The 22,464-nt window shown below is 72.4% G+C and carries 27 protein-coding genes; 16 read left to right on the top strand and 11 right to left on the bottom strand.

The window, feature by feature from the left end:
• The first annotated feature begins 171 nt into the window (after window positions 1-171).
• The 5 genes from B1759_RS05260 (at window position 172) to B1759_RS05240 (ending at window position 3,057) form a co-directional block, all read left to right on the top strand.
• On the top strand, window positions 172-1,257 hold the full coding sequence (locus B1759_RS05260) for a M42 family metallopeptidase (RefSeq protein ID WP_095513980.1): 1,086 nt from the start codon (window positions 172-174) through the stop codon (window positions 1,255-1,257).
• A gap of 69 nt (window positions 1,258-1,326) precedes the next feature.
• Window positions 1,327-1,608 carry a hypothetical protein gene (locus tag B1759_RS05255; RefSeq protein ID WP_095513979.1) on the top strand — a complete coding sequence of 94 codons (282 nt, stop codon included), beginning with the start codon at window positions 1,327-1,329 and terminating at the stop codon, window positions 1,606-1,608.
• A gap of 3 nt (window positions 1,609-1,611) precedes the next feature.
• Window positions 1,612-1,890, top strand: coding sequence for a hypothetical protein (locus B1759_RS05250; RefSeq protein ID WP_095513978.1), 279 nt, complete (start codon window positions 1,612-1,614; stop codon window positions 1,888-1,890).
• A 66-nt stretch (window positions 1,891-1,956) separates the two neighbouring features.
• Window positions 1,957-2,529: an HmuY family protein gene (locus B1759_RS05245; protein ID WP_095513977.1), complete on the top strand. Its 573-nt coding sequence runs from the start codon at window positions 1,957-1,959 to the stop codon at window positions 2,527-2,529.
• Window positions 2,530-2,613: 84 nt separating this feature from the next.
• Window positions 2,614-3,057: a copper-binding protein gene (locus tag B1759_RS05240; protein ID WP_143537272.1), complete on the top strand. Its 444-nt coding sequence runs from the start codon at window positions 2,614-2,616 to the stop codon at window positions 3,055-3,057.
• Here B1759_RS05240 and B1759_RS05235 read toward each other — a convergent pair whose 3' ends face one another.
• Together B1759_RS05235 and B1759_RS05230 are read right to left on the bottom strand one after the other, a co-directional pair.
• Window positions 3,058-3,432 carry a hypothetical protein gene (locus B1759_RS05235; RefSeq protein WP_143537271.1) on the bottom strand — a complete coding sequence of 125 codons (375 nt, stop codon included), beginning with the start codon at window positions 3,430-3,432 and terminating at the stop codon, window positions 3,058-3,060. It abuts the gene before it with no gap.
• A 30-nt stretch (window positions 3,433-3,462) separates the two neighbouring features.
• A complete protein-coding gene (locus tag B1759_RS05230) occupies window positions 3,463-3,744 on the bottom strand; it encodes a hypothetical protein (protein ID WP_095513974.1) in 282 nt (93 codons plus the stop codon).
• Between the two features lie 55 nt (window positions 3,745-3,799).
• On the opposite strand from B1759_RS05230, the gene B1759_RS05225 reads away from it, so the two are divergent.
• The 9 genes from B1759_RS05225 (at window position 3,800) to B1759_RS05190 (ending at window position 13,196) form a co-directional block, all read left to right on the top strand.
• Window positions 3,800-4,468 (top strand): metal-dependent transcriptional regulator, encoded by a 669-nt coding sequence (locus B1759_RS05225; protein WP_095513973.1) that lies wholly within the window; start codon window positions 3,800-3,802, stop codon window positions 4,466-4,468.
• A gap of 107 nt (window positions 4,469-4,575) precedes the next feature.
• Window positions 4,576-5,505 carry a metal ABC transporter solute-binding protein, Zn/Mn family gene (locus B1759_RS05220; protein ID WP_233134388.1) on the top strand — a complete coding sequence of 310 codons (930 nt, stop codon included), beginning with the start codon at window positions 4,576-4,578 and terminating at the stop codon, window positions 5,503-5,505.
• 24 nt (window positions 5,506-5,529) lie between these two features.
• The gene (locus B1759_RS20515; RefSeq protein WP_198948756.1) at window positions 5,530-5,853 is read left to right on the top strand and encodes a four helix bundle protein; all 324 of its coding nucleotides are present in this window, start codon (window positions 5,530-5,532) and stop codon (window positions 5,851-5,853) included.
• 4 nt (window positions 5,854-5,857) lie between these two features.
• Window positions 5,858-5,995: a hypothetical protein gene (locus B1759_RS19925; protein ID WP_198948755.1), complete on the top strand. Its 138-nt coding sequence runs from the start codon at window positions 5,858-5,860 to the stop codon at window positions 5,993-5,995.
• A gap of 4 nt (window positions 5,996-5,999) precedes the next feature.
• A complete protein-coding gene (locus B1759_RS05210; protein WP_095513972.1) occupies window positions 6,000-6,845 on the top strand; it encodes a metal ABC transporter ATP-binding protein in 846 nt (281 codons plus the stop codon).
• A complete protein-coding gene (locus B1759_RS05205) occupies window positions 6,845-7,972 on the top strand; it encodes a metal ABC transporter permease (RefSeq protein WP_095513971.1) in 1,128 nt (375 codons plus the stop codon). The genes B1759_RS05210 and B1759_RS05205 overlap by 1 nt, the downstream gene beginning before the upstream one ends.
• 73 nt (window positions 7,973-8,045) lie before the next feature.
• The gene (locus B1759_RS05200) at window positions 8,046-9,152 is read left to right on the top strand and encodes a metal ABC transporter permease (RefSeq protein WP_095513970.1); all 1,107 of its coding nucleotides are present in this window, start codon (window positions 8,046-8,048) and stop codon (window positions 9,150-9,152) included.
• A gap of 160 nt (window positions 9,153-9,312) precedes the next feature.
• The gene (locus B1759_RS05195) at window positions 9,313-11,298 is read left to right on the top strand and encodes a M1 family metallopeptidase (RefSeq protein ID WP_095513969.1); all 1,986 of its coding nucleotides are present in this window, start codon (window positions 9,313-9,315) and stop codon (window positions 11,296-11,298) included.
• Window positions 11,299-11,432: 134 nt separating this feature from the next.
• Window positions 11,433-13,196, top strand: coding sequence for a DEAD/DEAH box helicase (locus B1759_RS05190; RefSeq protein WP_198948754.1), 1,764 nt, complete (start codon window positions 11,433-11,435; stop codon window positions 13,194-13,196).
• A gap of 36 nt (window positions 13,197-13,232) precedes the next feature.
• Here B1759_RS05190 and B1759_RS05185 read toward each other — a convergent pair whose 3' ends face one another.
• The 6 genes from B1759_RS05185 to B1759_RS05160 form a co-directional block, all read right to left on the bottom strand.
• Window positions 13,233-13,904, bottom strand: a complete 672-nt coding sequence (locus B1759_RS05185; protein ID WP_095513968.1) for an NADAR family protein — start codon at window positions 13,902-13,904, stop codon at window positions 13,233-13,235.
• 34 nt (window positions 13,905-13,938) lie between these two features.
• Entirely contained in the window at window positions 13,939-14,370 is a 432-nt protein-coding gene (locus tag B1759_RS05180; RefSeq protein ID WP_095513967.1) for a hypothetical protein, read from the bottom strand.
• 89 nt (window positions 14,371-14,459) lie between these two features.
• Window positions 14,460-14,714 carry a hypothetical protein gene (locus B1759_RS05175; protein WP_095513966.1) on the bottom strand — a complete coding sequence of 85 codons (255 nt, stop codon included), beginning with the start codon at window positions 14,712-14,714 and terminating at the stop codon, window positions 14,460-14,462.
• Window positions 14,714-15,196, bottom strand: a complete 483-nt coding sequence (locus tag B1759_RS05170) for a hypothetical protein (protein ID WP_095513965.1) — start codon at window positions 15,194-15,196, stop codon at window positions 14,714-14,716. Before B1759_RS05170 ends, B1759_RS05175 begins: the two co-directional genes overlap by 1 nt.
• Window positions 15,197-15,220: 24 nt before the next feature.
• Window positions 15,221-15,610, bottom strand: coding sequence for a VOC family protein (locus B1759_RS05165; RefSeq protein ID WP_095513964.1), 390 nt, complete (start codon window positions 15,608-15,610; stop codon window positions 15,221-15,223).
• Window positions 15,611-15,680: 70 nt separating this feature from the next.
• Window positions 15,681-17,825 carry a beta-propeller domain-containing protein gene (locus B1759_RS05160; RefSeq protein WP_158225128.1) on the bottom strand — a complete coding sequence of 715 codons (2,145 nt, stop codon included), beginning with the start codon at window positions 17,823-17,825 and terminating at the stop codon, window positions 15,681-15,683.
• 183 nt (window positions 17,826-18,008) lie between these two features.
• Here B1759_RS05160 and B1759_RS05155 point away from each other — a divergent pair, with 183 nt between their 5' ends.
• The gene (locus tag B1759_RS05155) at window positions 18,009-19,400 is read left to right on the top strand and encodes a NupC/NupG family nucleoside CNT transporter (RefSeq protein ID WP_095513962.1); all 1,392 of its coding nucleotides are present in this window, start codon (window positions 18,009-18,011) and stop codon (window positions 19,398-19,400) included.
• Window positions 19,401-19,429: 29 nt separating this feature from the next.
• Here the strand turns inward: B1759_RS05155 and B1759_RS05150 are convergent, their stop codons facing one another.
• Window positions 19,430-20,536, bottom strand: coding sequence for a hypothetical protein (locus B1759_RS05150; protein WP_095513961.1), 1,107 nt, complete (start codon window positions 20,534-20,536; stop codon window positions 19,430-19,432).
• A 169-nt stretch (window positions 20,537-20,705) separates the two neighbouring features.
• Between B1759_RS05150 and B1759_RS05145 the strand changes: the two genes are divergently transcribed.
• Window positions 20,706-21,176, top strand: coding sequence for a hypothetical protein (locus B1759_RS05145; RefSeq protein ID WP_095513960.1), 471 nt, complete (start codon window positions 20,706-20,708; stop codon window positions 21,174-21,176).
• Here B1759_RS05145 and B1759_RS05140 read toward each other — a convergent pair.
• Together B1759_RS05140 and B1759_RS05135 are read right to left on the bottom strand one after the other, a co-directional pair.
• The gene (locus tag B1759_RS05140) at window positions 21,173-21,547 is read right to left on the bottom strand and encodes an ACT domain-containing protein (RefSeq protein WP_233134387.1); all 375 of its coding nucleotides are present in this window, start codon (window positions 21,545-21,547) and stop codon (window positions 21,173-21,175) included. The genes B1759_RS05145 and B1759_RS05140 overlap by 4 nt on opposite strands.
• A gap of 82 nt (window positions 21,548-21,629) precedes the next feature.
• On the bottom strand, window positions 21,630-22,292 hold the full coding sequence (locus B1759_RS05135; RefSeq protein WP_095513958.1) for a hypothetical protein: 663 nt from the start codon (window positions 22,290-22,292) through the stop codon (window positions 21,630-21,632).
• Window positions 22,293-22,464: the final 172 nt, after the last annotated feature.

Here is a 22,464-nt window from a genome sequence, read left to right as displayed (position 1 = left end):
ACCCGATCGAAGGCACCGCGCACCCGATCAAAGGCACCGCGCACCCGGTCCGCCGCCTGCTCCACCAGATCCCCCGCCTCAGTCCCGAGGCGGGCTCCCTCGCCCCGAAACCCCGTCCGACACCTCGCGCGTTGAGGCCTCCTCCCCCGACCCACCCGGATCCCGTTCCGCATGCCCATCACCGACGACGACCGCGCCTTCCTCTTCGACCTCCTCCGGATGCCCTCGCCGACGGGCTTCGAGGCCCCCGGCCAGCGCCTCTGGGCCGCCCGCGCCGCCACCCGCGCCGACCGCGTCGAGAGCGACGCCTACGGCAACGCCTGGGCCACGCGCGACGGCAAGAAGGGCGCCCCGACCGTCCTCTTCGAGGCCCACGCCGACGAGATCGGCTTCGCCATCAAGTACGTCACCGACGACGGCTTCCTCCGCGTCGACCGCATCGGCGGCAGCGACCACGCCCTCGCCCGCGCCCGGCGCCTCATGTTCCTCGGCACGAACGGCCCCGTGCCCGGCATCCTCGGCAACACCGCCATCCACCTCCGTGACCGCTCGTCCGACGAGAAGGTGCCCAAGGTGGAGGACCTGTTCGTGGACGTCGGCGCCTCGTCGAAGGAGGAGGTCGCCGCGCTCGGCCTCCGCGTCGGCCACCCGGCCGTCTACGCGGACGCGGCCGAGATGCTGACCGAGACGCGCGTCTGCGGCCGGGCGCTCGACAACCGCCTCGGCGGCTTCGTGCTCACGCAGGTCCTCGGCGAGCTGAAGGCGACGCGCAAGAAGCCCGCGGCGACCGTCAAGGCGCTCAACGCGGTCCAGGAGGAGATCGGCGGCAACGGCGCCAAGATGGCCGCCCACACCATCCGCCCCGACGTGGCCGTCGTGCTGGACGTGACGCACGCCACCGACTCGCCCGGCATCGAGAAGGCCAAGCACGGCGAGGTCACCCTCGGCGGCGGCCCGACCGTCACGCACGGCACCGTCAACCACCCGGCCGTCGTCGAGCGACTCGTCGAAGTGGCCGAGGCGGAGGGCATCCCCCTCCAGCACGAGTCGTCGAGCCGCTACTCCGGCACCGACACCGACGTCATCTTCACCTCTCGCTCCGGCATCCCGAGCGCCCTCGTCTCCATCCCGATGCGCTACATGCACTCGACCGTCGAGACCGTCGACCTCCGCGACGTCGAGCACACGGTCGCGCTGCTGGCCGCCTTCGCCCGCTCCGTCCGCGCCGACGACACGTTCCGGACGGCGATCCTGTAGCCGCTCCGCCTCTGGAGACCATCGGTGGCTCGACCTCCGCGTCTCGCCTCACCCGCACCCACGCCCTCCGTGCCCCAGACCGATCCCTCCTTCACGCCCTGCTGCCTCAAGTGCGGCGCGGACGCCATGATCCCGGACGTACGCGTCGTGGACCGGGGGCAGAACAATCATCGGCACGAGTCGGAGCTGGGCCTGCAGGTTCGCCCGGAGGCACTGCTTTTCAAGGGGGAGGTTCGGGTCGGCACGTGGGCGCAGGTCTGCGGCGACTGCGGCTTCGTGGAGGTGTACGCGGCCGACCCCGCCGCACTCTGGGACGCCCACATCGACCGCCTTGCCAACGACCTCGACTGACCCATGCCCGAGACCGACCCCGCCATCACGCCCCACTGCACGCGCTGCGGCTCCGACGCGCTCATCCCGGACGCCTTCCTCTACGCCGAGGGCTACGGCGGCCCCAAGCTGGCCGTCGGCATCCACAAGAAGCCGAACGCGAAGATGATGAAGCAGCCCGTGCGTGTCCCGCTCCGGTTCACCGTCTGCGGCGACTGCGGCTTCGTCGAGTCCGAGGCCGCGGAGCCGCGGACCCTCTGGGAGGCGTACGTCGAGCGGCTCTCGAACGAGTTCGGCAGGTAGCGTCCGCATTCTGCCCTGCCGAGCGCGCCAGCGAGCGGTAGCCTCCTGCCCCCCACCCCTCGCTCCATGTCTCGCTTGTTGGCCTTCCTGCTCGTCCTGGGCCTCATAGGGTGCGACGGCGGAGACCCGGCAGCGATCTTCGAAGGGGAGGTGGCGGGCGTCGAGATCGGCGACGGCCCGACCTACGTCTCGCTCCGCGCCGCGGCCCGTGGCGCCACCGCGGTGCTGCCCGCCAGCGCCGCCGCCACGACGCAGTGGGACCTCGCGTTCGACGGCGCCGAGGTCCGCCTCAACGGCGGCTCCAGCGGTCCGGGCACCGCCATCGGGGTGGTCCTCGCGACCCCGTTCACGTCCGTGACCGACGCCCTCCGCGAGGACGTCGCCTACCGCCGCGACGGCGACTCGCCGTGCTTCTCGGGGCCGCCCCGCGCCGTCTGCACCGGGCCGGGCGAGGGACTGTTGGGCGAGACGGACGGCCAGATCGTGCCCGTCCTCGGTCGGGTGCTCCTCCTCCGCCTCGCCGACGGCCGCGGCTACGCGAAACTCCAGGTGGAGTCGGTCATGGAGAGTCCGGGCGGGGCGCCGCGGCTCGCGTTCCGGTTCGCCCTCAACCCCGAGGGCTCGTCGTTCGAGGAGTAGTCGCAGAACCCGAGAGGCGGTTCGGCGTGCATGCCTCGCACGACCGCCGGTCGGCCCTTCCGTCCCCCGCTCGTCCCGTTTTCCATGCGCTCCCCGTTCCTGCTTTCCCTCGTCCTCTGCGTCGGCCTCGTGGCTTGCAGCGATGCGCCCGAGTCTGCTCCGGACGCCCCGTCCGCCCCCGACGCTCCCGTCACCGCGGACCTGCCAGACCTGCCCGAGTCGCCGCGGCCTGCGCCGGGCACCCGGCCGGCCTCGCTGATGCTGCGCGGCGTCTACCTCCAGCCCATGTACGACGGCGCCGCGATGCTCGTCAACCACGAGGCGATCCCCGACCGGATGCCCGCCATGCAGATGCCGATGCGGGTCAAGGTCCCCGGCCTCCTCGACGAGCTGGCCGAGGGCGCCCTCATCGAGATGACCGTCGACAGCGCGTCGCTGGACGTGATCTCGATCACCGAACTCCCCGAGGGCACCGTCCTCGACCTGGAGCCCGGCGAAGGCGGCGACATCGTGCTGCCCTCCGAGTAGTCAGAGCGTCACGCGGAGGCCTGCGCCGGCGACGACGGCCGGGGCGGCCTCGGTGAGCCCGATGCCGAGCCGCGCGTCGACCTGGAGCGTCGGGCGGAGAGCCAGCGCGAGCCCCTGATGGAGCACTCCGACTGCTCCGTCGGGCGAGGTCCCGGCGAGCGCCTCGGCGAAGGCGCCCAGAGGGCCCCAGGCTGTCGAGACGAGGACCCCGCCGCCGCCGTCGGCGCGGCCGGGCACGGGGTTCCAGGTCCCCTCGGCCATCAGGCCGATCTCCACGCGGCCGACCTCGCGGGCTGCCAGGAGCAGGACGACCGGCGCCGCCGTGCCGCTTCCGACGCCGTCGGACCCGGTGGGGAGGGAGACTTCCGCGAGCACGCCGGTTCGCCACCCCGCCACGCGGCCCGTCTAGACCTTCACTCCGAGGGCCGCGTCGCCCAGGCCGCGGGCAGGCTCGCCGCGCAGGTCGAGGCCGACCACGTCGGGAAACCCGATCCGCGCCTCCACGCCGCGCCCGAGGCCGACCAGCACGAGGGCTTCGGGGCCGGACACGTCCACGGCGGCGTCCAGCGCGACCTGGACGGCGGCTTCCAGGCCGAGGCGCCCCCCCGGCGTCGCGTCCGGGCTCTCGACCAGCGTCTGCGCCGCGGCGCCGGCAGCGACCAGAAAGAGTGCGGCAGCGCGGAACATCGGGCGGGGATCGGTTTAGGACAGCCTAAATTAGCCTTGCCTAAACCAGGTTCCCGTGCCGTCTCCCGCCGTCGAGGACTATCTCAAGACGATCTACGCGCTCGCCCGCACCGGCGAGGCCGCGACGACGTCCGCGCTGGCCGAGCGGCTGGGGGTCGCCCCAGCGTCGGTGACGGGCATGCTGAAGAAGCTGGCAGCGTCGGGGCTGGTGGACCACGAGAAGTACCAGGGCGCGCGGCTCACCGAGGCGGGACGGCTGATCGCCGTCGAGACGATCCGCCACCACCGCCTCGTCGAGACCTACCTCCACCAGGCGCTGGGCGTCCCGTGGGACCGCCTCCACGACGAGGCCGAGGCCTGGGAGCACGTCCTCTCCGAGGACCTCGAAGCCCGCATGGACGCCGCGCTCGGCCACCCGACGCACGACCCCCACGGGGCGCCCATCCCGACGCCCGACCTCGTGCTCGACGAGCGCGACCTCCTTCCGCTCGCCCGCCTCGACGCAGGACAGGAGGCGACCGTCGCCCGCGTGTCCGACCACGACGGCGCGCTCCTCCGGGCCGTCGGCGCGGCGGGCCTGTACCCGGGCGTCCGCTTCCAGCTGGCCGACGTCGCCGACGACGGCGCCGTGACCGTCCGCCTCCTCTCCGGCGACCGCGCCGGCGACACCGCACGCCTCGGCGCCGAGGCGGCCCCGTTCCTCTTCCTCGACGACATCCGATGACCCGCTGCACCTCTGAGGCCACAACCAGGACCGCGATCTCCCGCCCGGGGCGTGTCGCGCGGTGCGCGGTCCGAGCATGCACCCGGGGATCCGTGACACGGGCGGGCATGATGTCAGTCGCGGCTTCGCTCCTGCTCGCCGCCTGCGGCCCCGCCACGGGCCCGGCCGACGGCCCCGTCGCCGAGCGGCAGGTCGAGGTGGTCGCCACGACCAGCATGCTGGCCGACCTCGTCCGCGAGATCGGCGGCGACCGCGTGACCGTGGAGGGCCTGATGGGGCCGGGCGTCGACCCGCACCTGTACCGGCCGCGCGAGAGCGACGTGTCGCGGCTCGTCGGCGCGGACCTCGTGATCTACAACGGCCTGGAGCTGGAGGGCAAGATGGGCGAGGTGCTGGAGCAGGTCGAGAGCCGCGGCATCGTGGCCGAGCCGGTCGCCGAGGTGATCGGGGAGGAGAGCCTGCTCGCCCCGCCCGAGTTCGAGGGCGCCTTCGACCCGCACGTCTGGATGGACGTGTCGCTCTGGCGCCGCGTCTCAACCGCCGTCGCCAACGCGCTCATCGCGATGGACCCGACGCACGCCGAGACCTACCTCGCCAACGCGGAGGCCTACCAGGCGCGGCTGACCGACCTCGACGCGTGGGTGCGCGAGCAGACCGCCACCGTACCGGATGGCCAGCGCGTCCTCGTCACGGCCCACGACGCGTTCAACTACTTCGGGCAGGCCTACGACTTCGAGGTCCGCGGCCTCCAGGGCCTCTCGACGGCCACCGAGGCGGGCACGGCCGACGTGCGCGACCTCGCGGCGTTCGTCGCCGAGCGGCGCATCCCGGCGATGTTCGTGGAGACGAGCGTGTCGCCGCGCAACATCCAGGCGGTCCTCCAGGCCGTCCGGGCGCGCGGCTTCGAGGTCGAGATCGGCGGCAACCTCTTCTCCGACGCCCTCGGCGACCCCGGCTCGCCCGAGGGGACCTACGAGGGCATGATCCGCCACAACGTGTCTACGATCGTCTCGGCGCTCCGCGCCGATGGGTCGTAGGGCGTGGGACGAGCCCCAGAATCCATGGCGACGTACGATCAACGGCTCGAAGCGTGGGCCTCTTCGGTGTCCGATGCGATTCGGCGTGACCGGTTGTGGGGCCTCCGCCTGTACCGCCTCGATCTCTGGCTCGGGGACCTCGCGTGGGAGGACGTCACGGTCCTCCACCGCGATGGACGGACCCGACGGATCGCAGACCAACTCTACCGTGCCATTGGCTCGATCAGCGCGAACGTCGCTGAGCGCTACTCGCGAGGGAGCGGAAAAGACCGCGCTCGGTTCTACGTGTGCGCACTCGGCTCGCGAGGCACGGGACTGGTATCACAAGGCACGACACCGACTCGGTGACGAGGTGGCTACCGATCGCATCCAGATCCTCTCTGACGTGATCCGCCTCGCGCTGGGCCTGATCCAGAAGCAGACCGGGCGTACGCTCCGCGAGCCCGGTCTCGACTATGATTCTTCTCTGAGCACCGATGGCACAGACTGACCCCATGCTCCACGCCCCACGCACGACGCCGGCCATCGACGTCGCCGACCTCACCGTGGCGTACCGCGACGCGCCCGTGCTGTGGGACATCGACCTCGTCGTGCCCGAGGGCGTGCTGATGGCGATCGTCGGGCCGAACGGGGCGGGGAAGACGACCCTCATCAAGTCCATCCTGGGCCTGCTGCCGACGGCCGCCGGGCGCGTGGAAGTGCTGGGCGCCCCGCTCGCCGAGCGCCGCCGCGATATCGCCTACGTGCCTCAGCGAGGCTCCGTCGACTGGGACTTCCCCACGAGCGTGCTCGACGTGGTCCTGATGGGCACGTACGGTCGCCTCGGATGGATCCGGCGGCCCGGCGCCGAGGAGCGCGCGCGGGCGTCGGAGGCACTGGAGCAGGTCGGCATGGCGGACTTCGCGGACCGCCAGATCGCGCAGCTCTCAGGCGGCCAGCAGCAGCGCGTGTTCCTGGCCCGCGCCCTCGTGCAGGACGCCCGCGTCTACCTCATGGACGAGCCGTTCCAGGGCGTCGACGCGACGACCGAAAAGGCCATCGTGGCGCTGCTCCAGCGGCTCCGGGAGGAGGGCAAGACGGTGCTGGTGGTCCATCACGATCTCCAGACGGTGCCCGAGTACTTCGACTGGGTGTTGCTGCTCAACGTGCGCCGGATCGCGGCCGGGCCGGTCGCCGAGGTGTTCACCGACGCCAACCTGCGCCTCGCCTATGGCGGTCGAGTGCCGTTCCAGGCGGGGCTCGGGACCGGCGGGCCGGGAGCCAGGAGCGGAGACCCCGCCCGCCTCGGTGCCGAGGCGGAGTCCCCCGCCCCCCCCACCCCGCGTCCCCCGTCCCTCTGATGTTCGAACTCGACTACACGCTGCGGACGGTCGCCCTGGGAGCGGCCGTGCTGGGCCTCTCCTCGGGGTCGCTGGGGGCGTTCGCCGTGCTCCGCGGGCAGTCCCTCCTGGGAGACGCCATCAGCCACGCCGCCCTCCCCGGCGTCGCGCTGGCGTTTCTGCTGACGGCCAGCAAGGCGCCGCTGGTGCTGGTCGTGGGCGCCGGGCTGGCGGGCTGGGTCGGGACGCTGTGCGTGAGCCTCGTCGTGACGCGCAGCCGGATCCCGTACGACGCCGCGCTGGGCATCGTGCTGTCGGTCTTCTTCGGTCTGGGGATGGTTTTGCTGACGTACATCCAGGCGCAGCCGGACGCCAGCCAGGCGGGCCTGGACACGTTCCTGTTCGGGCAGGCCGCCGCGCTCGTCGGACGCGACGTGGTGACGATGGCGGGCCTCGGCGCCCTCGCCGTCGTGCTGATGGCCGTCTTCTGGAAGGAGTTCAAACTGCTCCTCTTCGACCCCGACTTCGCCGCGTCGCAGGGGTTTCCGGTGCGCCTGATCGACGTCGGGCTGACGACGCTGCTGGTGGTCGCCATCGTGATCGGGCTCCAGACCGTCGGCGTAGTGTTGATGTCGGCCTTGATCGTGGCGCCTGCGGCGGCGGCGCGCCAGTGGACCGACCGGCTCGTGGGCGTGGTCGTGCTCGCGGGCGTGTTCGGCGCGCTCAGCGGAGCGACGGGGGCGCTCCTCAGCGGCGCCACCGCCCGGTTGCCGACCGGCCCGACCATCGTTCTGTGCGCGACGTCCCTGGTGATGGGCAGCCTCGCATTCGCGCCGCGTCGCGGGATCGTCGCCGCGTGGCTCCGTGGGCGCCGCAACCGCCGCGTGCTGCGCGTGGCCGGGACGCTGGAGGACCTCTACACGCTCGCCCTCACCCACGCTGACCCGCTCTACCCGCACCCGGCCGCCACGCTGCGTACCATGACGGCTCGCCCCGAGGCCGTCGACCCGACGCTGGAGCGCTTGCGTGCGCAGGGGCTCGTGGAGCCGCAGGGCGACGCCTGGGGGCTGACCGCGCAGGGGCTGGGCGAGGCTCGGCGGCTGGCGCGAGACCGGAGCCCCGAGGTCCACTCCGGTCCCCTGCCATGACGTGGTGCGAGACCTTCCGGGAGACCATGCAACCCGCTACAGCTGACGAGCACAGACCCTCTCCGCCGACCCCGTGACTCCCCAGACCGAAATCCAGCTCATCGCTGCCGTCACGGCCGCCGCGTGCGGGCTGGTGGGCGCGTTCCTCGTGCTCCGCAAGACGGCGCTCCTGTCGGACGCGATCAGCCACGCCATCCTGCCCGGCATCGTGCTGGCGTTTTTCTGGACCGAGAACCTCAACTCGCCGCTGCTGCTGCTCGCCGCCGCGCTGACCGGCGTGCTGACGGTCGGCCTGATCGAGGCGCTGGGGCGGACGCGGCTCGTGAAGCAGGACGCGGCCATCGCGCTCGTCTTCCCGGCGCTGTTCTCGATCGGCGTGGTGCTGATCTCGCGCTACGCGTCGGGCGTCCACCTCGACACCGACGCGGTGCTCCTGGGCGACCCCGCGTTCTCGTGGATCCGGCGGTTCGAGGTCAGCGGGCGCGACCTGGGGCCGCAATCGCTGTGGCTGATGGGGACCGTGCTGGCGCTGGTGGCCGCGTTCGTGACGGTGTTCTACAAGGAGCTCAAGATCAGCACCTTCGACGCGGCCCTCGCGGGCGCGCTGGGGCTCGCCCCCGCCGCGATCCACTACGCCCTGATGACGCTCGTGTCGGTCGTCGCCGTGGGCGCGTTCGACGTGGTCGGCTCGATCCTGGTGGTCGGGCTGATGATCGCCCCGCCCGCCGCGGCGTGGCTGCTGACGGATCGCCTGCCGGTGTTGCTGGGGCTGTCGGTGGGGATCGGGGTCGTGAGCGCGATCAGCGGCTACTGGCTGGCGCGCGGCCTCGACGTGTCGATCGCCGGGGCGATGGCGGTGATGGCGGGCGTGTGGTTCGCGGTCTGCCTGGCGTTCGCGCCGGAGCGCGGGTTGGTGGCCCAGGCGCGACGCCGGGCGCGTCAGCGCGTCGCGTTCGCCGAGCGGATGCTGCTGGTCCACCTGCTCCACCACGAGCACACGCCCGAGGCGGACCGCGAGTGCCGGGTGGGGCACCTCTCGGAGCACCTCCGCTGGGAGCGGTCGTTCGCGGCGCGGGCCGTCAGGGCGGCCGAGCGGGGCGGGGCCGTGACGCGCTCCGGCGACCGCCTGGCGCTGACGGCTCCCGGCCGCGAGGCCGCCCGGCGGGCCATGGTGGCGTAGGCGGGCCAGGGGGAAGGCCGGCGGCATGAGGCGACCCGCCTCGGCACCGAGGGGGGCGGAGCCGATGTAGGGCGCCCCCCGGCACCGGGCCCGGGGATGCCCGGCGCCCGATACGTTGGGCGGCGGCGCTACGTTCAGCGGATCCTCTTCCCCATGCTCCATGCTTCGCCTGTCCGGCCTCCTGGCCGCGCTCGCCCTCCTCGTCGGCCCCGCCGGCGCCCAGACCGACGCGCTGCCCGAGACCAACGAGTCCCTCTTCGCCCCGCTCGCTCTGCCGGCGCCGAACGCATACCGGAATGCCGACGGCCGGCCGGGCCACGCCTACTGGCAGAACCGCAACGACTACGAGATCGAGGTCGCCCTCGACCCGGCCACCCACACCGTCAGCGGGACGGTCCGGCTGACCTACACCAACAACAGCCCCCAGCCGCTCGACCACGTCTGGATGCACCTGGAGCAGAACCTGTTCGCGCCCGACAGCCGCGGCGCGCGGCGGACGCCGCCAGACTCCCGCTGGCGCGGCTCCTTCGCCGAGGGCGGCTACCGCCTGGGCGCCGTCACCGCCGACGGGGAGGCCGTTACGCCGGTCATCGACGACACCCGCATGCGGATCGACCTGCCGGAGGCGCTCGCCGAGGACGGCGGGCGGGTCGAGATCGTGGTGCCGTACTCGTTCGTGATCCCGGAGTACGGAGCCGACCGGATGGGGCGCCTGGAGACCGAGCGCGGCACGGTCTACGAACTCGCCCAGTGGTACCCGCGCGTTGCCGTCTACGACGACGTCTCGGGCTGGAACGCGCTCCCGTACCTCGGCCAGGGCGAGTTCTACCTCGGCTACGGCGACTTCGAGTACAGCATCACCGCGCCGTCGTCCCTGACGGTGGTCGGCACGGGCGAGCTGCTCAACGAACGCGAGGTCTACACCGCGACGCAGCGCGAGCGGCTGGCCGAGGCCCGGCGCTCCATCGAGCGCGTCCGCATCATCACGCCCGACGAGGTCGGCACGCCCGCCGCGCACCACGGCGACGGCATGACCACGTGGCGCTTCCGCGCCGAGAACGTCCGCGACATCGCGTGGGCCGCCTCTGAGGCGTTCATCCTCGACGCGGCGACAGCGTCGGTGGACCTCGGCGACGGCGACACGAACGACGTGCTCATCATGAGTGCCTACCCGCACGAGGGCGTCGGCACGCCCGACAACCCGGGCTGGGAGGAAGCGACGCGGTTCGGTCGCGCGTCCATCCTCAACAACAGTCGCTGGTACCCCTATCCGTACCCGGTCGCCATCTCGGTGGCGGGCGTCGTCGGCGGGATGGAGTACCCGATGTTCCAGTTCTCAGGCGTGGGCGCGCGCTTCATGAGCCTGTTCGGCGTCATCGACCACGAGCTGGGCCACAACTGGTTTCCGATGATCGTGGGGAGCGACGAGCGACGCTACGCCTGGATGGACGAGGGCTTCAACAGCTACCTCAACACGTTCTCGAACGTCACCTTCTACGACGAGAACGAGGACCCGACCATCGCGGGCTACGGACAGTCCGATCAGGCGCGCGTGATCCGCCTCACCGAGGGCCCCGCCACGGCCGACTTCATGCAGCAGCCGTACTCGGCCGACCAGCCCATCGTGACCTACCCGGACCGGATCCGGCCGCAGGCGCTCGGCTGGCTGGCCTACCGGAAGCCCGCCAAGGGCTTGCTGCTGCTCCGCAACGAGGTCGTCGGTCCAGAGCGGTTCGACGCCGCCTTCCGCGAGTACATCGAGCGCTGGGCCTACAAGCACCCCCAGCCGGCCGACTTCTTCCGCACCATCGAGGACGTGACCGGCGAGGACCTCGACTGGTTCTGGCGCGGCTGGTTCTACACCACCGACACGTTCGACCAGGCGCTGACGGCGCTCACGGTCGCGGACGGCTTCGCGTCGGCCAGCGTCGAGAACCGGGGGGGGATCGTGCTCCCGACCACCGTCGAGTTCGCGTTCTCGGACGGCTCGACGGCGACGGCCGTGATCCCGGCCGAGGCCTACTTCTCGACCGACGCCGCCGGGGCCCGCGTGCCGCTCGACGGTCGCACGCTCGTCTCGGCCCGCCTCAACCCGTCCGGCGACGCCCCCGACGCCGACCCGTCGAACGACGCGCGCGACCTGTAGGCTCGCGCTCCGCCCGCCTCGGTGACGCCCTCGATGGCGCCGCCGAGGCGGGCGTGATCCCTCCCGGATTCGCGCGGGGCGACAGACCGTGGGCACGAGGCGGGGCTAGGTTTGCTGCCCCCCGCAGATCGCCCGTGTCCTCTCCCGCCCGCCCGCTCCCCGCGGACGCCCCTCTCGGCGTCGCCCTGCCCGGCATCCGCCTGCGGGACGGGTTCGCGCTGCGGGAGGGCCAGCGGATCTTCCTGGAGCGCTGGGCGGAGCTGCTGCGCGGCACCGAGCGGAACGCGCTCGGCGTGTTCGTGCCCGGCTACGGCAAGACCATCACGGCGCTCGCGAGCTACGTCGTCGCGCGCGCGCTGGGCATCGCCGACCGGCTCGTCGTGTTCGTCCCCCGCGGCAACCTCCGCGACCAGTACGCCGACGCCGACGAACTGGCGCAGGTCTTCCACTGGCTCGGCGCCGAGGCCGTTTCCTTCTGCGCGGCCGACTCGGACCGGGTCTTCCTCAAGAACCTCGACACCGAGGTCGTGGTGACCACCTACCAGTATGCTTCCGGCGAGCGCGGCAATGAGGCGCTGGTCGAGTACTGCAAGCGCCACAAGGCGCTCTTCGTGTTCGACGAGGTCCACCACCTGGCCGACGACGGGACGTGGGCGCAGGCCATCCAGAAGTTCCCCCACGCCGCCTCGGTGTCGCTCTCGGGCACCCCGATGCGGGGCGACAGCAAGTCGCTCTTCGGCGTGCCCGTCACGGTCGACTCGGAGGGCTTCGAGTACTACGACGCGCTCCACGAGGTCGGCATGCGCGAGGCGCACGCCGAGGGCGGCATCCTGAAGCGCGTCGACGCCCACGTCGTGGACTACGCCGTCCGCATGATCCGGACGGACACGGGTGAGGAGGTGGAGGTGTCGCTCGCCGCCCTCCGCGACGACCCCGAGGCCAGCCGGGACGTGGACGCCTACCTCGCCCGGCGCAAGCTCCGCTTCCACGAGGTCTACCTCCAGACGTTGCTCGGCCCGGCCTTCGAGCGGTTCGCGCAGAAGCGCGGCGCGCTGGCCCGCCAGATGGCGCGCTCCGGCGGCTGGGCGGGCTACCGCGACCACCAGATGCTCGTCATCGCGATGAGCAACGCCCACGCGGCCTCCATCCTGGAGTTCGTTCGCCGCCAGTACCCCGACGTGCGCTCGGCGCGCATCGGGCAGGACGTGGCCGCGGGCGAGCGGCTCGCGCTCCTGAATGCGTATCGCGAGGGCGAGATTGACGTGATGGTGCAGGTCGACATGATCGGGGAGGGCACCGACATCAAGCCCATCTCCGTGCTGGTCAAGGCCGACCTCGTGCGGGCCGTCGGCAAGACGATGCAGCAGGTCTTCCGGGGGATGCGCTACGTGCCGCAGTGGCCCGAGGCGGCCAACACCTGCGACCTCTACGCCGCCGAGGACTCGGGCGTCGCCGAGACGCTCCGCTGGATCGCGGCCGAGGAGAAGCTGGGTACCAAAAAGAGCAAGCAGGGGACCGGCGGCGGCGAGGGGCCGGAGACGGAGCCGACCGAGGTGTCGGTCTGGGAGTTGAAGTCGGTCCGCCAGGGCAACGCGACGACGCTCTCGCTGGAGCAGATGCCCGGCTACCGGTCCTCGGCCCAGTTCCACCGCGCGCCCGAGGCGCCCGCGTCGAAGCCGGTCGCCATCGACATGGCGGCGCGCGAGCGCGAGCTCCGGCTGGCCTGCGCCGAGCTGGCCAAGGAGCTCAGCTACGCCGCCGACGTGTCGGTCCGCCAGGTGCACGCCGCCTGGAAGCAGCAGGTCCGCGGCCAGGCCCAGGCCGACGCGAGCGTGGTCGAGCTCGACAAGAAGCGGACGTGGCTGGAGCGCTCCCTCCGCGCCGGGCGCCTGCTGTAACTCTGCCCGCCTCGGTGCCGAGGCCGACCGACCCAGTCAGAGGGTCTCGGCCGTCGCAGCGAGGTCTGCCAGCGCCGGCGCCCCGGCGGGCACGCCCGACCCGCCCAGCGTCGCGCGGAGCGCCATCAGCTGGAGGCCGAGGCGGTTCTTGCCACCGCCGTCCCGTCCATCGCTCCAGTACCGATCTCGCGTGGCGCTCTCGTTGTGCTCCAGGAGGTACGCGTCGCCCGTCGCCAGCAGCCCCGCCTCGAAGTCCGGGGCCGCGAACTTGGCCGAGAGCACCGCCCACATCGCCCCCTCGCGGGCCTCGTCGTACGGCGGGATGTGCGGACCGGGCCGCGAGAACCCGGCATAGGACGGGTCGGCGCCGGAGAGGCCGCTCTTGATGCTGTAGGCCTCGTCCCCGGTCTTCGCCGCCTCGAACCGGTGGCGGACCGCGTCGTCGTCCCACCACTTGGTCGCCTGGAACGCCGCCTCCGCCGTCTGGAAGGTGCCCGCGGGCTTGCCCGGCGGCTGGATCGTGAGCGTGCACGGCCAGAAGTTGCCCAGGAAGGGCGCCTGGCATGCCTCGTCCCAGGGCGTCCACCGCCCGTACGCATCCTGGCGCTCCCCGGGGTGGTGTCGGCTGGGCCCCGGGAAGTAGAAGGCGACCAGCGAGACCGAGGAGCCGGGGACCGGCTGGGGCTGCGGGATGGGGAGCGTGGCCATAGGGACAGAGTGCAGGATCTCGGGCGGGTGGCGCCTACGAGGAGACCTGGTGCCGGATGCTGTACGCGCCGCCGTGACCGATGAAGGTGAACGCGTAGCTGTCGAAGACCTCGCCGTCGCAGCCTTCCGCCGTGACCACGAGGTTGTGGTCGTCCATGAGCGGGTGCTCGCCCTGCGGGAAGATGCGCGACGCCGCGGGGGCCAGCCGTTCCCCGTCGGGGAGCAACTCGACGCCCTCGGCCTCGGGCTCGTCGAAGTCGGTCAGGAGGAGGCTGCAGACGGCCACCTCGGAATCGTTCTCGACCCGCAACTCGCCCGGCACGGCGTTGCCGACCTCGCTGCGGCTGGCGCCCTCCACGGCGGCGGCGATGTCACGGAGCGCGTCCGCGCCGGCGCCCGAGCAGGACGAGAGGCCGAACGCGCAGACGAGCACGAGGGCGACGCGGAGAGACAGAGGAGCAGACATGGGCGGGCGGGCAGGGGAAGAGGAAAGCCGACACGAGACGATAGGGGTGAACCCGTTCTCCTCTCTCCCGTCATCACACGAACCGACCGTCAGGGCGCGGCGCGGCCCGAGGGCAGGAAGAAGCCCCACACGGTGTTCGAAAACTCGCCCGCAGCGAAGACGACCCGCCGGTCGCCCGCCACGATTTCGTAGACCGGGAAGCGCAGGGCCTGTCCCCAGAGCGGGTCCCGGATCTCGGCCGTCTCCCCGGTCGCCCGCCACCCGTGCTCGAACACCCGGACGCCGTCCACCTCGACGTCGCTGCCGTCGAAGCCGTGGATGGCGAAGACCCACGCGGGCGGCATCAGCGGGCGGGTCCTGTCGTCCGCGCTCCAGCTGACGCCTCCGCCTGCCGGAGGCCCAGCAGCACGCGAGCGAACACGGCGCTCACTGCGTAGAACACCATCCAGTGCCCCGAGAACATCCGCACGTCGACTCCGGCGCTGGAGTCGTTCATGGCTCCCGCGAAGCCGATCAGGAAGTTGACGGTCGCGTAGGCGAACAGGACCCCCAGCGCCACCTTCTGCCAGCCGGGGACGAGCCCGAACAGCGCCTTCTGGATGCCCCACTGGCTCCGGAAATCGGACAGGTCGTCGCCTCGCCTCTCGACCCAGTCTTTCATCCCGAACACGACTGGCAGGAAGGCCGCGAACACGCCCACGTGGAGCGCCATCGCCACGCCAGGCACGGGGGCGCCGAGGACCGCCGCCAGGTGGACGCCAAGGCTCGCCACGAGCCCGGCCACGCCGATCCAGAACGCGAGGCGGAGAAGGAACGGGGGCGGCATCGGCGGGAGAGAGGAGCGGGCAGATTACACCGTGATCTCGACCCGGTTGCCGTCGGGGTCCAGCACGACGCTCTCGTAGTAGCCGTCGCCGGTCCGCCGCGGCTCGCCGACCACCGGGACGCCCTCGGCGCGGAGGCGGTCCGTGAGGGCGTCCACCTCGGCCTCCGAGCCGACCGAGAAGGCGAGGTGGGCGTAGCCGAGCGGCTCCGGGCCGTCGAAGAGCGCGCGGGTCACGTCGGGCCGGTGCATCAACTCCAGGCGGGCGCCCGAGGCGAATGTGAGGAAGATCGAGGTGAAGCGCTTCGCCGGGTTGTGGTAGCGCGGCCCGGCCTCGCCGCCGAAGACGCGAGCATAGAAGGCGCTCGACCGGTCGAGGTCGGAGGTCCAGAGGGCGGCGTGCTCGATGGAAGGCATGGCACCAGGCGTGGAGTGCCCGACGATACCGCGCCTCGGGTCCACCGCGGACGGGCCGAGGCGGGCGAGGTCAGCGGCGGAGCGCGGCCCGCGTCGGCGCGAAGCTCACCCGGCCGACCTCCTGAATCCGGCCGCCCCAGACCCGCCCCTCCACGATCTCGTAGCCCAGCAGCGCGAACACGCGGTCGCCGACGAAGAGCGGGCGCGCGTTGCCGTACCAGTCCACGCACGACGCGACGCAGTGGTCGTCCACCGGCTCGGGGGAGGCATCGAGGTCGCCGAGGCGGCGCAGCTGGAGGGCGTCGTTGCGGAGGTAGACCACCGACGCGGAGCCGTCGCGGAGCGACGCATACCGGCCGCCGCGGCGCCGGACCGGCAGTCCGAGCGTCCCCGCCTGGTCGCCGCTCGGCCGGTAGAAGAAGCCGTGGCTCCGCGTCTCGCCCTGTGCGGCGTTCGCCATCCGGTAGGCACCGGCCCGTCGCGCCCGGTCTCCCAGCTGGATGGACGAGAACCGGAGGTCGCCGCGGTCACTCCCGACGACGATCGCGTGCCGCCCCAACACCTCGATCCGCTCGGTGGCGTGGCCTGTGGGGATCGTCCACGCGGTCTGGGGACGGGTCCAGGCGACGGCCTGGACGCGGCCTTCGTTCGCAGTGGCGCGGGACGATCCGTAGAGAAGGTGATCGCCCACGAACCGGTTGACGTCCACACCGCCAGCCGGAACGGGGAGGTGGTGGTACCAGGCCTCGGGTGCGTCGGACGCGCCGTCCCCGAACGCGTCGAGCGGGATCTGGAGGAGCGCGAGGTCCTGGCGGGACACCTCCGAGCGCCACATCCACTGCCCGCCGCCCCAGTCCGTCGACACCACCTGGAGCATGTCGTCGGCTTCGAGGAACGAGAACTGGTCGATGGGGCCGCCCTGGACGCCGAGGGCCGAGGGCGGCCCGCCGTCCAGGGGCAGGCGGTACAGTACCGCCTCCGCGCCGTCCGTCGGCGCCCAGCCCGAGAGCCAGACGTAGACGGCCGTTCCGGAGACGTAGAAGGTGTGGCCGAAGGCGCCGAGCACGGCCGTCGCGGTGCAGTCCATCTCTCCGTCGGCGATGGCACACGAGGTGACCGTGTGGAGGGCGCCACCCCATCGGCGAAGCTCGCGCGCCGGCCGGTACACCGAGGTCGCCGAGGCGATGGGCTCGAAGCGGCCCTGGGCGTCGCCCGCCCAGCGGCGGAGGGCGGGGAGGAACCCGTCCGCCCCCGCCTCGGCGAGCGTCCAGGGGAGGCGGAGCGGCGTGTAGAACACGAGGCGCCCGTCGACCACGCGGCTGGCGTAGTTCTCGGACGAGTAGTAGTCGTTCGAGCGCAGGTGATACGTGGAGCGGTAGCTCAGGCGGCCGTCGGTGCCGAGGTCGAACAGGACCAACTCGGTGCCCGCGCGCTGGTAGCTGTAGCCCACGACGACCACCGTCTCGCCGACGATCAGAAGTTCGTCGTACCACGTGGCCTCCGGGTCCAACTCCGGCCCAGACGCGTCGGCTACGTCGACCGGGTCGAGCGCGCCGTCGCCGATGGCGACCGTGAAGAGGCGGCCGCGCCGCAGGATCACGAGGTGGCCGCCGTGGAGCTTGACGATGCCGCCCTCGTCCACCCCCTCCGTCTGCGTGTTGGTCACGGACTCGTTGGCCAGGCCGGATACGACACCAGCCTGGACGCTCGCGACGACGACTTCGCCGAGCGCGGCCCCGGTCAGGGAAACCTCAACGGCCGCCGAGTCGCCGGGGCTCACCTCGACCTGCACCTCGGCGGACGAGTATCCGGCGTAGCTGACCTGGAGCGTGACCGTGCTGTCGGTGACCGCGTCGGCGTCGAGATGGAGGCGAAACGCCCCTTCCAGGTTCGTGGCGGCCCCGCACGGCAGCGGTGCTCGTAGCAGGACGTTGGCGCCAATCAAGGGGTCGCCCGTGTCGCCATCCAGCACGCGGCCCGAGACGATGGCCGCTGGCGGCTCGCCCTGGTGATCGCATCCGGTCTGGGCCGAGGCAGGTACCGCGTCCGTGGGGATCGGCCGGGGCCTCGCCGGCTGCTGCCACTGCTCCGTGAACGCGCGGACGTAGTCGGTGAGCGCGCTGTCCGACGCGAACGGCGTCAGCGGCCCGTCGGCGGGCTGGGCGAGGGCGGGCGCGGCGAGCACCAGCGCGACGAGCGGGAGGAGACGGGGCATGCGAGAGCGGGGCGCCGACGGGACGAGCAGGAAGAGTAGCCGTCCGCATGCGGGTCGGTCGGTGGAAAGGCCCGGCCATGCCGCCGCACGTGCCCCGCCTCGGGTCCTCCGCGGACGCGCCGAGGCGGAGGCGGGCATCCGGTTCCGCACCCGGTATCTTCGCGGTTTCGCTCCCCCGCCCGCATGGACTTCGTCTCGATCGGCCGCGGCCTCCTCGGCCTCGTCGGCATCCTCGCCATCGCCTTCGCGCTCTCCTCCGACCGCCGCCGCATCAACTGGCGGACGGTCGGCGCGGGCGTCGCGCTCCAACTCGTCTTCGCCATCCTCTTCCTGAAGGGCGACGTGCTGGCCGAGACGTTCTCGCCGTTCGGGTGGCCGAAGGTGGCCTTCGCGGCCATCGCGGGGCTGTTCGTGGCGTTCCTCTCGGCCGTCGAGGCGGGGTCGACGTTCGTGTTCGGGACGCTGGCGCTGTCGCCGGGCGCCGACGGCTCGCTGGGCTTCTTCTTCTTCGCCTACGTCCTGCCGACGGTCATCGTGTTCGCGGCGATGATGTCGATCCTGTACTACCTGGGCATCATGCAGCGGATCGTGCAGGGCGTGGCCTGGGTCGTGCAGCGCGCGCTGGGGACCTCCGGGCCGGAGTCGCTGTCGGTGAGCGCCAACATCTTCGTCGGGCAGACGGAGGCGCCGCTCGTCATCAAGCCCTACATCAAGACCCTGTCGCGCAGCGAGCTGATGGCCGTGATGACGGGCGGCATGGCGACGATCGCGGGCGGCGTGCTGGCCAGCTACGTCGCCTTCCTGGGCGAGCGCTACGCGAGCGTCGCCGGGATCGCCGTCGAGGCCGGCCAGCAGCTCTTCGCCGAGCAACTGCTGGGTGCCAGCGTGATGGCCGCCCCGGCGGCCCTCGTGCTCGCCAAGATCCTGATCCCCGAGACGCGCCCCGTCGACGCGTCGCTCGTGCAGGCCGAGGCGGACGCGGGCGAGGCCACGCAGCCGTCCACGGCCTCCGACCTAGCCACCGAGGCGGCCGTGGAGGACCTCGCCGACGCAGGGCCGAAGAACGTCATCGACGCCGCCGCCACGGGCGCGGCCGACGGCCTCCAGCTGGCGCTCAACATCGGCGCGATGCTGATCGCGTTCCTGGCGCTCATCGCCATGATCAACGGCATCCTGGACTGGTCGGCCGGGATCTTCGGCTACACGATGACGCTGGAGAGCATCCTGGGCGTGGTCCTGGCGCCCGTCGCGTGGCTGATCGGCGTGCCGACGGTCGACATCACGGCCTTCGGCGGGCTCATCGGGACGAAGGTGATCGCCAACGAGTTCGTCGCCTACAGCCAGCTCGCCGACGCCATCGCGGCGGGCAGCCTCGATCCGAAGACCGTCATCATGGCGACGTTCGCGCTGTGCGGCTTCGCCAACCTGTCGTCGATCGGCATCCAGATCGGCGGCATCGGGCCGCTGGCACCGGAGCGGACCGGCGAGATCGCCAGCCTCGGCCTGCGCGCGGTCCTGGCCGGGACGCTCGCCAACCTGATGACGGCCACCATCGCGGGCGTGCTGCTGGGGTGAGTTCGGGGTCGGCTGCGCCGGCCTGACCGCTAGGGGTTCAGGGTTCGCTCGGTGGAGCCCTGTGCCCGAACCCACACCGCTGTGGCGAGGGCGACGGCCAGCGCGACGGCGGCGAGGACGGCCGTCAGGCGGCGGTCGGGGAGGGGGAAGCGCGCCGTGATGTGGTGGAGGCTCGTCAGTGCTCCTGTGGCCAGCAGCAGGCCGACGGCGACGGGGCGGCGCGTCCAGTGCCGGTCGAGCACGAGGGCGACGGCCGGGTAGACGGCCCAGATGGCGGGCTGCATCAGCCGCTCCTGGTCGCCCCCGAAGAAGGCGCTCGCCAGCGTCAGCCCGAACAGGGCGACGAGGTGGAGGTGCCCGCGCGCCCAGGCGAGCGTCTCGCGCGGCCAGACGGCGAGCAGCGCCACGACCGGCACCCAGGCGTTGACGAGCAGCCGCGCCCACGTCGCCGGGTCGGCCGCCTTGCCGCTCGCGTTGAGGAACGTCTGCACGAGGTGCGCGCCCTCCTGGCCCGACAGCAGCAGCCGCGGCACGGCGAACAGCAACACCAGCGGCACGAACGCCAGCGCGACGCGCCAGCCGTCGGCCCGGAGCCGCCCGTGCTCCCACAGCCAGACGGCGGCCACGGGCAGCATCAGGATGGCGGGCTCGCGCGCCAGCACGGCCACGGCCATCAGCGCGCCGAGGGCGACGTACCGGCGCGTCCACAGCAGCAGCAGCCCGACCCCCAGCGCGAGCTGCGCGATCACGTCGTCCAGCTGGACCATGTTGAACACGTTGAACCCGAACAGGTACGGGTTCATCGCCAGCAGCACGGCCGTTAGGGCGGACGCCTCAGGGCTCCGGCCGTCGGCGCGGAAGACGGCGTAGGCGAGCCCGGCGAGGGCGAGGGCGCCGAGGACCGCCAGCAGCGTGAAGCCGAGCACCGGGTCGACGGGCAGCAGGCCGACCAGCCACGGGCCGAGCCAGCGGAAGACGTACGGCTGGTTCTGCGTCAGGTCCAGCCCCGGCGACGCCTCGGCCATCGGGACGTAGTACTGCACCCCAGTGTCGGCGTAGGCGACGGTGTCCATGGCGCCGTAGAGCCACACGAGCACGGCCGTGGCCAGGAGGGCGAGGAGGAGCGGACGGGGCACGATGGGAAGAGGAGGGGCCTGCGTAGCGGGGAGGGCGGCTGGCGCCGCGAGAGCACGGTGGGAGCAAGGTGGGGCGGCTCGTGGGGCGGTGCCAGCGAGAGCCGGCGAAATCGGCCGCGCGGAACCGCCCACGCTCCGCGCTCTACCTGCACTCCGTCGCCCTTCCCTCATGCTCCTCGCCGTCGACCTCGGCCTCCGCACCGGCTTCGCGCTCTACGGCCGCGACGGGCGGCTCGTGTCGTACCGCTCCCAGAACCTCGGCTCGAAGGCTCGCCTGAAGCGCGCCGCGGGCTCGCTGCTGGCCGACCACCGGGACGCCGAGCGCGTCGTGCTGGAGGGCGGCGGCGACATCGCGGACCTCTGGCTGCGCGCCGCCGAGCGCGCCGGGCGCGACGCCATCCGCATCGACGCGCACGTCTGGCGCAAGAAGCTCCTGCTCCCGCGCGAGCAACGCCACGGCACCGATGCCAAGGCCGCGGCCGACGGGCTCGCCCGCGCCGTCATCGAATGGAGCGGCGCCCCGCGCCCCAAGGGCCCCCTCCGCCACGACGCTGCCGAGGCCATCGCCATCGGGTTCTGGGGCGTCCTCGACGCGGGCTGGCTGGAGGCCATCCCCGACCCGATCCGCCTGCGTCGCTAGCCGACCACGTCCAGGCCTGCGTCGCGGAGCGCGGCGACGGCATCCGCCAGTTGGACCTCTTTGACGAGCACGAGGTCGGTATCGTAGGTCGAGAGCGCGAAGATGCCCACGTCCGCCTCGGCGAGCGGCTGGAGGATGCGGACGAGCACGCCCGTCAGCGCGAAGTCGATGGGGCCGCGCAGCGCGAGTGCCCGCCACCCGGCCTCGACGCGGACGCCCTCCGGCACGGACGCCTCCGCGCAGACCACCGACAGCTCGGCGGTGGTCCGGCTGAGGCTGCTCACGACGCCCTCGCCCATCCACGGCGCCAGCGGCGCGTCGGGGGCGAGGCGGCAGACGGCGAGGCGGCCGGGGAGGACGTCGAGGGTCATGGCGATGAGGCGTCAGACGAGGAGGTCCGCTCCCACACCGAGGCGGACGGACCGACCGGTCGCCGTTTCTGTGTCTGCGAGCCTACCGACCGGCGCCGAAGTCGCTCGAAATGTGGACCCAGCTCGGGATCTCGGTGCCCGCCGAGCGGCCCGCCGTCTCGCGGACCCACGCGTCGGTGAACGTGGCGCCGAGGGCGCGGCGCATGAACATCTGGTCGAGCGCCGTCCCGGTGCCCTCCACGAGGCGGATCGCGACCGGCTGGTTGTCGACGTCGACGTAGACCTGCACGTCGATACGGCCCGACACGTCGGCGAGGCTGTCTGGGATGACGAGCGGCTCCTCCTGCGGGGCGTAGCGCGAGGCGTTGTAGCGCTGGAAGATGTCGGTCTTGATGCGGTTGACGAGCGCGTCGGCTGCCTCGCCGTAGCCGTCGCCCGACGGAACGCCCGCGCGGACCTCGTCGAGGTAGTCGGCGGCGAACACCGAGTCGACGGTCTCGGGGCCGGTCCGGTAGAGGTCGGTCATCTTCTCCTGTACCCAGCGGACGAACTCGGTCTCGTCGCGGGCGACGCCCATGGCCTCCAGCGTCGAGAGGTCGCGGAAGGCGGCCGTGGTGTCGGTGCCGGGCAGGTACCAGCGCGTCGGGCTGGCCTCGACCCAGCCGTCGGGCGGCGTCGCGGGCGGGCCGGGCTCGGCGCAGGCGGAGAGCAGGGCGACGGCGGCGAGGGCGAGGAGCGGGCGCATGCGGGCGGGTGCGGTGGGGGGAGAGAGGCAAGCTAAGAAGCGCAGGACTGGCTGGGTCCGGATGCGGTCCTCGCTGTGTGTGGTCCTGCAAGCGTACGTGGCCGACCCGTGCCGCCCCCGATGCTGAGGCGGGTCCTCCCGTGCCTCGCGTCGCGGCGTGCGTCGGCGAGGT

The sequence above is a fragment of the Rubrivirga sp. SAORIC476 genome, from assembly GCF_002283555.1.
In the GTDB taxonomy this organism is placed as follows: Bacteria; Bacteroidota; Rhodothermia; order Rhodothermales; family Rubricoccaceae; genus Rubrivirga.
This window is presented reverse-complemented; position numbering and strand designations above follow the sequence as displayed.

What these genes read in the sequence shown, in the direction of transcription:
- B1759_RS05260 (WP_095513980.1), top strand. Translation starts at nt 172, where the DNA reads ATGCCCATCACCGACGACGACCGCGCCTTCCTCTTCGACCTCCTCCGG.
- B1759_RS05250 (WP_095513978.1), top strand. Translation starts at nt 1,612, where the DNA reads ATGCCCGAGACCGACCCCGCCATCACGCCCCACTGCACGCGCTGCGGC.
- B1759_RS05245 (WP_095513977.1), top strand. Translation starts at nt 1,957, where the DNA reads ATGTCTCGCTTGTTGGCCTTCCTGCTCGTCCTGGGCCTCATAGGGTGC.
- B1759_RS05240 (WP_143537272.1), top strand. Translation starts at nt 2,614, where the DNA reads ATGCGCTCCCCGTTCCTGCTTTCCCTCGTCCTCTGCGTCGGCCTCGTG.
- B1759_RS05230 (WP_095513974.1), bottom strand. Translation starts at nt 3,744, where the DNA reads ATGTTCCGCGCTGCCGCACTCTTTCTGGTCGCTGCCGGCGCCGCGGCG.
- B1759_RS05220 (WP_233134388.1), top strand. Translation starts at nt 4,576, where the DNA reads ATGATGTCAGTCGCGGCTTCGCTCCTGCTCGCCGCCTGCGGCCCCGCC.
- B1759_RS20515 (WP_198948756.1), top strand. Translation starts at nt 5,530, where the DNA reads ATGGCGACGTACGATCAACGGCTCGAAGCGTGGGCCTCTTCGGTGTCC.
- B1759_RS05210 (WP_095513972.1), top strand. Translation starts at nt 6,000, where the DNA reads ATGCTCCACGCCCCACGCACGACGCCGGCCATCGACGTCGCCGACCTC.
- B1759_RS05205 (WP_095513971.1), top strand. Translation starts at nt 6,845, where the DNA reads ATGTTCGAACTCGACTACACGCTGCGGACGGTCGCCCTGGGAGCGGCC.
- B1759_RS05195 (WP_095513969.1), top strand. Translation starts at nt 9,313, where the DNA reads ATGCTTCGCCTGTCCGGCCTCCTGGCCGCGCTCGCCCTCCTCGTCGGC.
- B1759_RS05185 (WP_095513968.1), bottom strand. Translation starts at nt 13,904, where the DNA reads ATGGCCACGCTCCCCATCCCGCAGCCCCAGCCGGTCCCCGGCTCCTCG.
- B1759_RS05180 (WP_095513967.1), bottom strand. Translation starts at nt 14,370, where the DNA reads ATGTCTGCTCCTCTGTCTCTCCGCGTCGCCCTCGTGCTCGTCTGCGCG.
- B1759_RS05175 (WP_095513966.1), bottom strand. Translation starts at nt 14,714, where the DNA reads ATGCCGCCCGCGTGGGTCTTCGCCATCCACGGCTTCGACGGCAGCGAC.
- B1759_RS05170 (WP_095513965.1), bottom strand. Translation starts at nt 15,196, where the DNA reads ATGCCGCCCCCGTTCCTTCTCCGCCTCGCGTTCTGGATCGGCGTGGCC.
- B1759_RS05165 (WP_095513964.1), bottom strand. Translation starts at nt 15,610, where the DNA reads ATGCCTTCCATCGAGCACGCCGCCCTCTGGACCTCCGACCTCGACCGG.
- B1759_RS05160 (WP_158225128.1), bottom strand. Translation starts at nt 17,825, where the DNA reads ATGCCCCGTCTCCTCCCGCTCGTCGCGCTGGTGCTCGCCGCGCCCGCC.
- B1759_RS05155 (WP_095513962.1), top strand. Translation starts at nt 18,009, where the DNA reads ATGGACTTCGTCTCGATCGGCCGCGGCCTCCTCGGCCTCGTCGGCATC.
- B1759_RS05145 (WP_095513960.1), top strand. Translation starts at nt 20,706, where the DNA reads ATGCTCCTCGCCGTCGACCTCGGCCTCCGCACCGGCTTCGCGCTCTAC.
- B1759_RS05140 (WP_233134387.1), bottom strand. Translation starts at nt 21,547, where the DNA reads ATGACCCTCGACGTCCTCCCCGGCCGCCTCGCCGTCTGCCGCCTCGCC.
- B1759_RS05135 (WP_095513958.1), bottom strand. Translation starts at nt 22,292, where the DNA reads ATGCGCCCGCTCCTCGCCCTCGCCGCCGTCGCCCTGCTCTCCGCCTGC.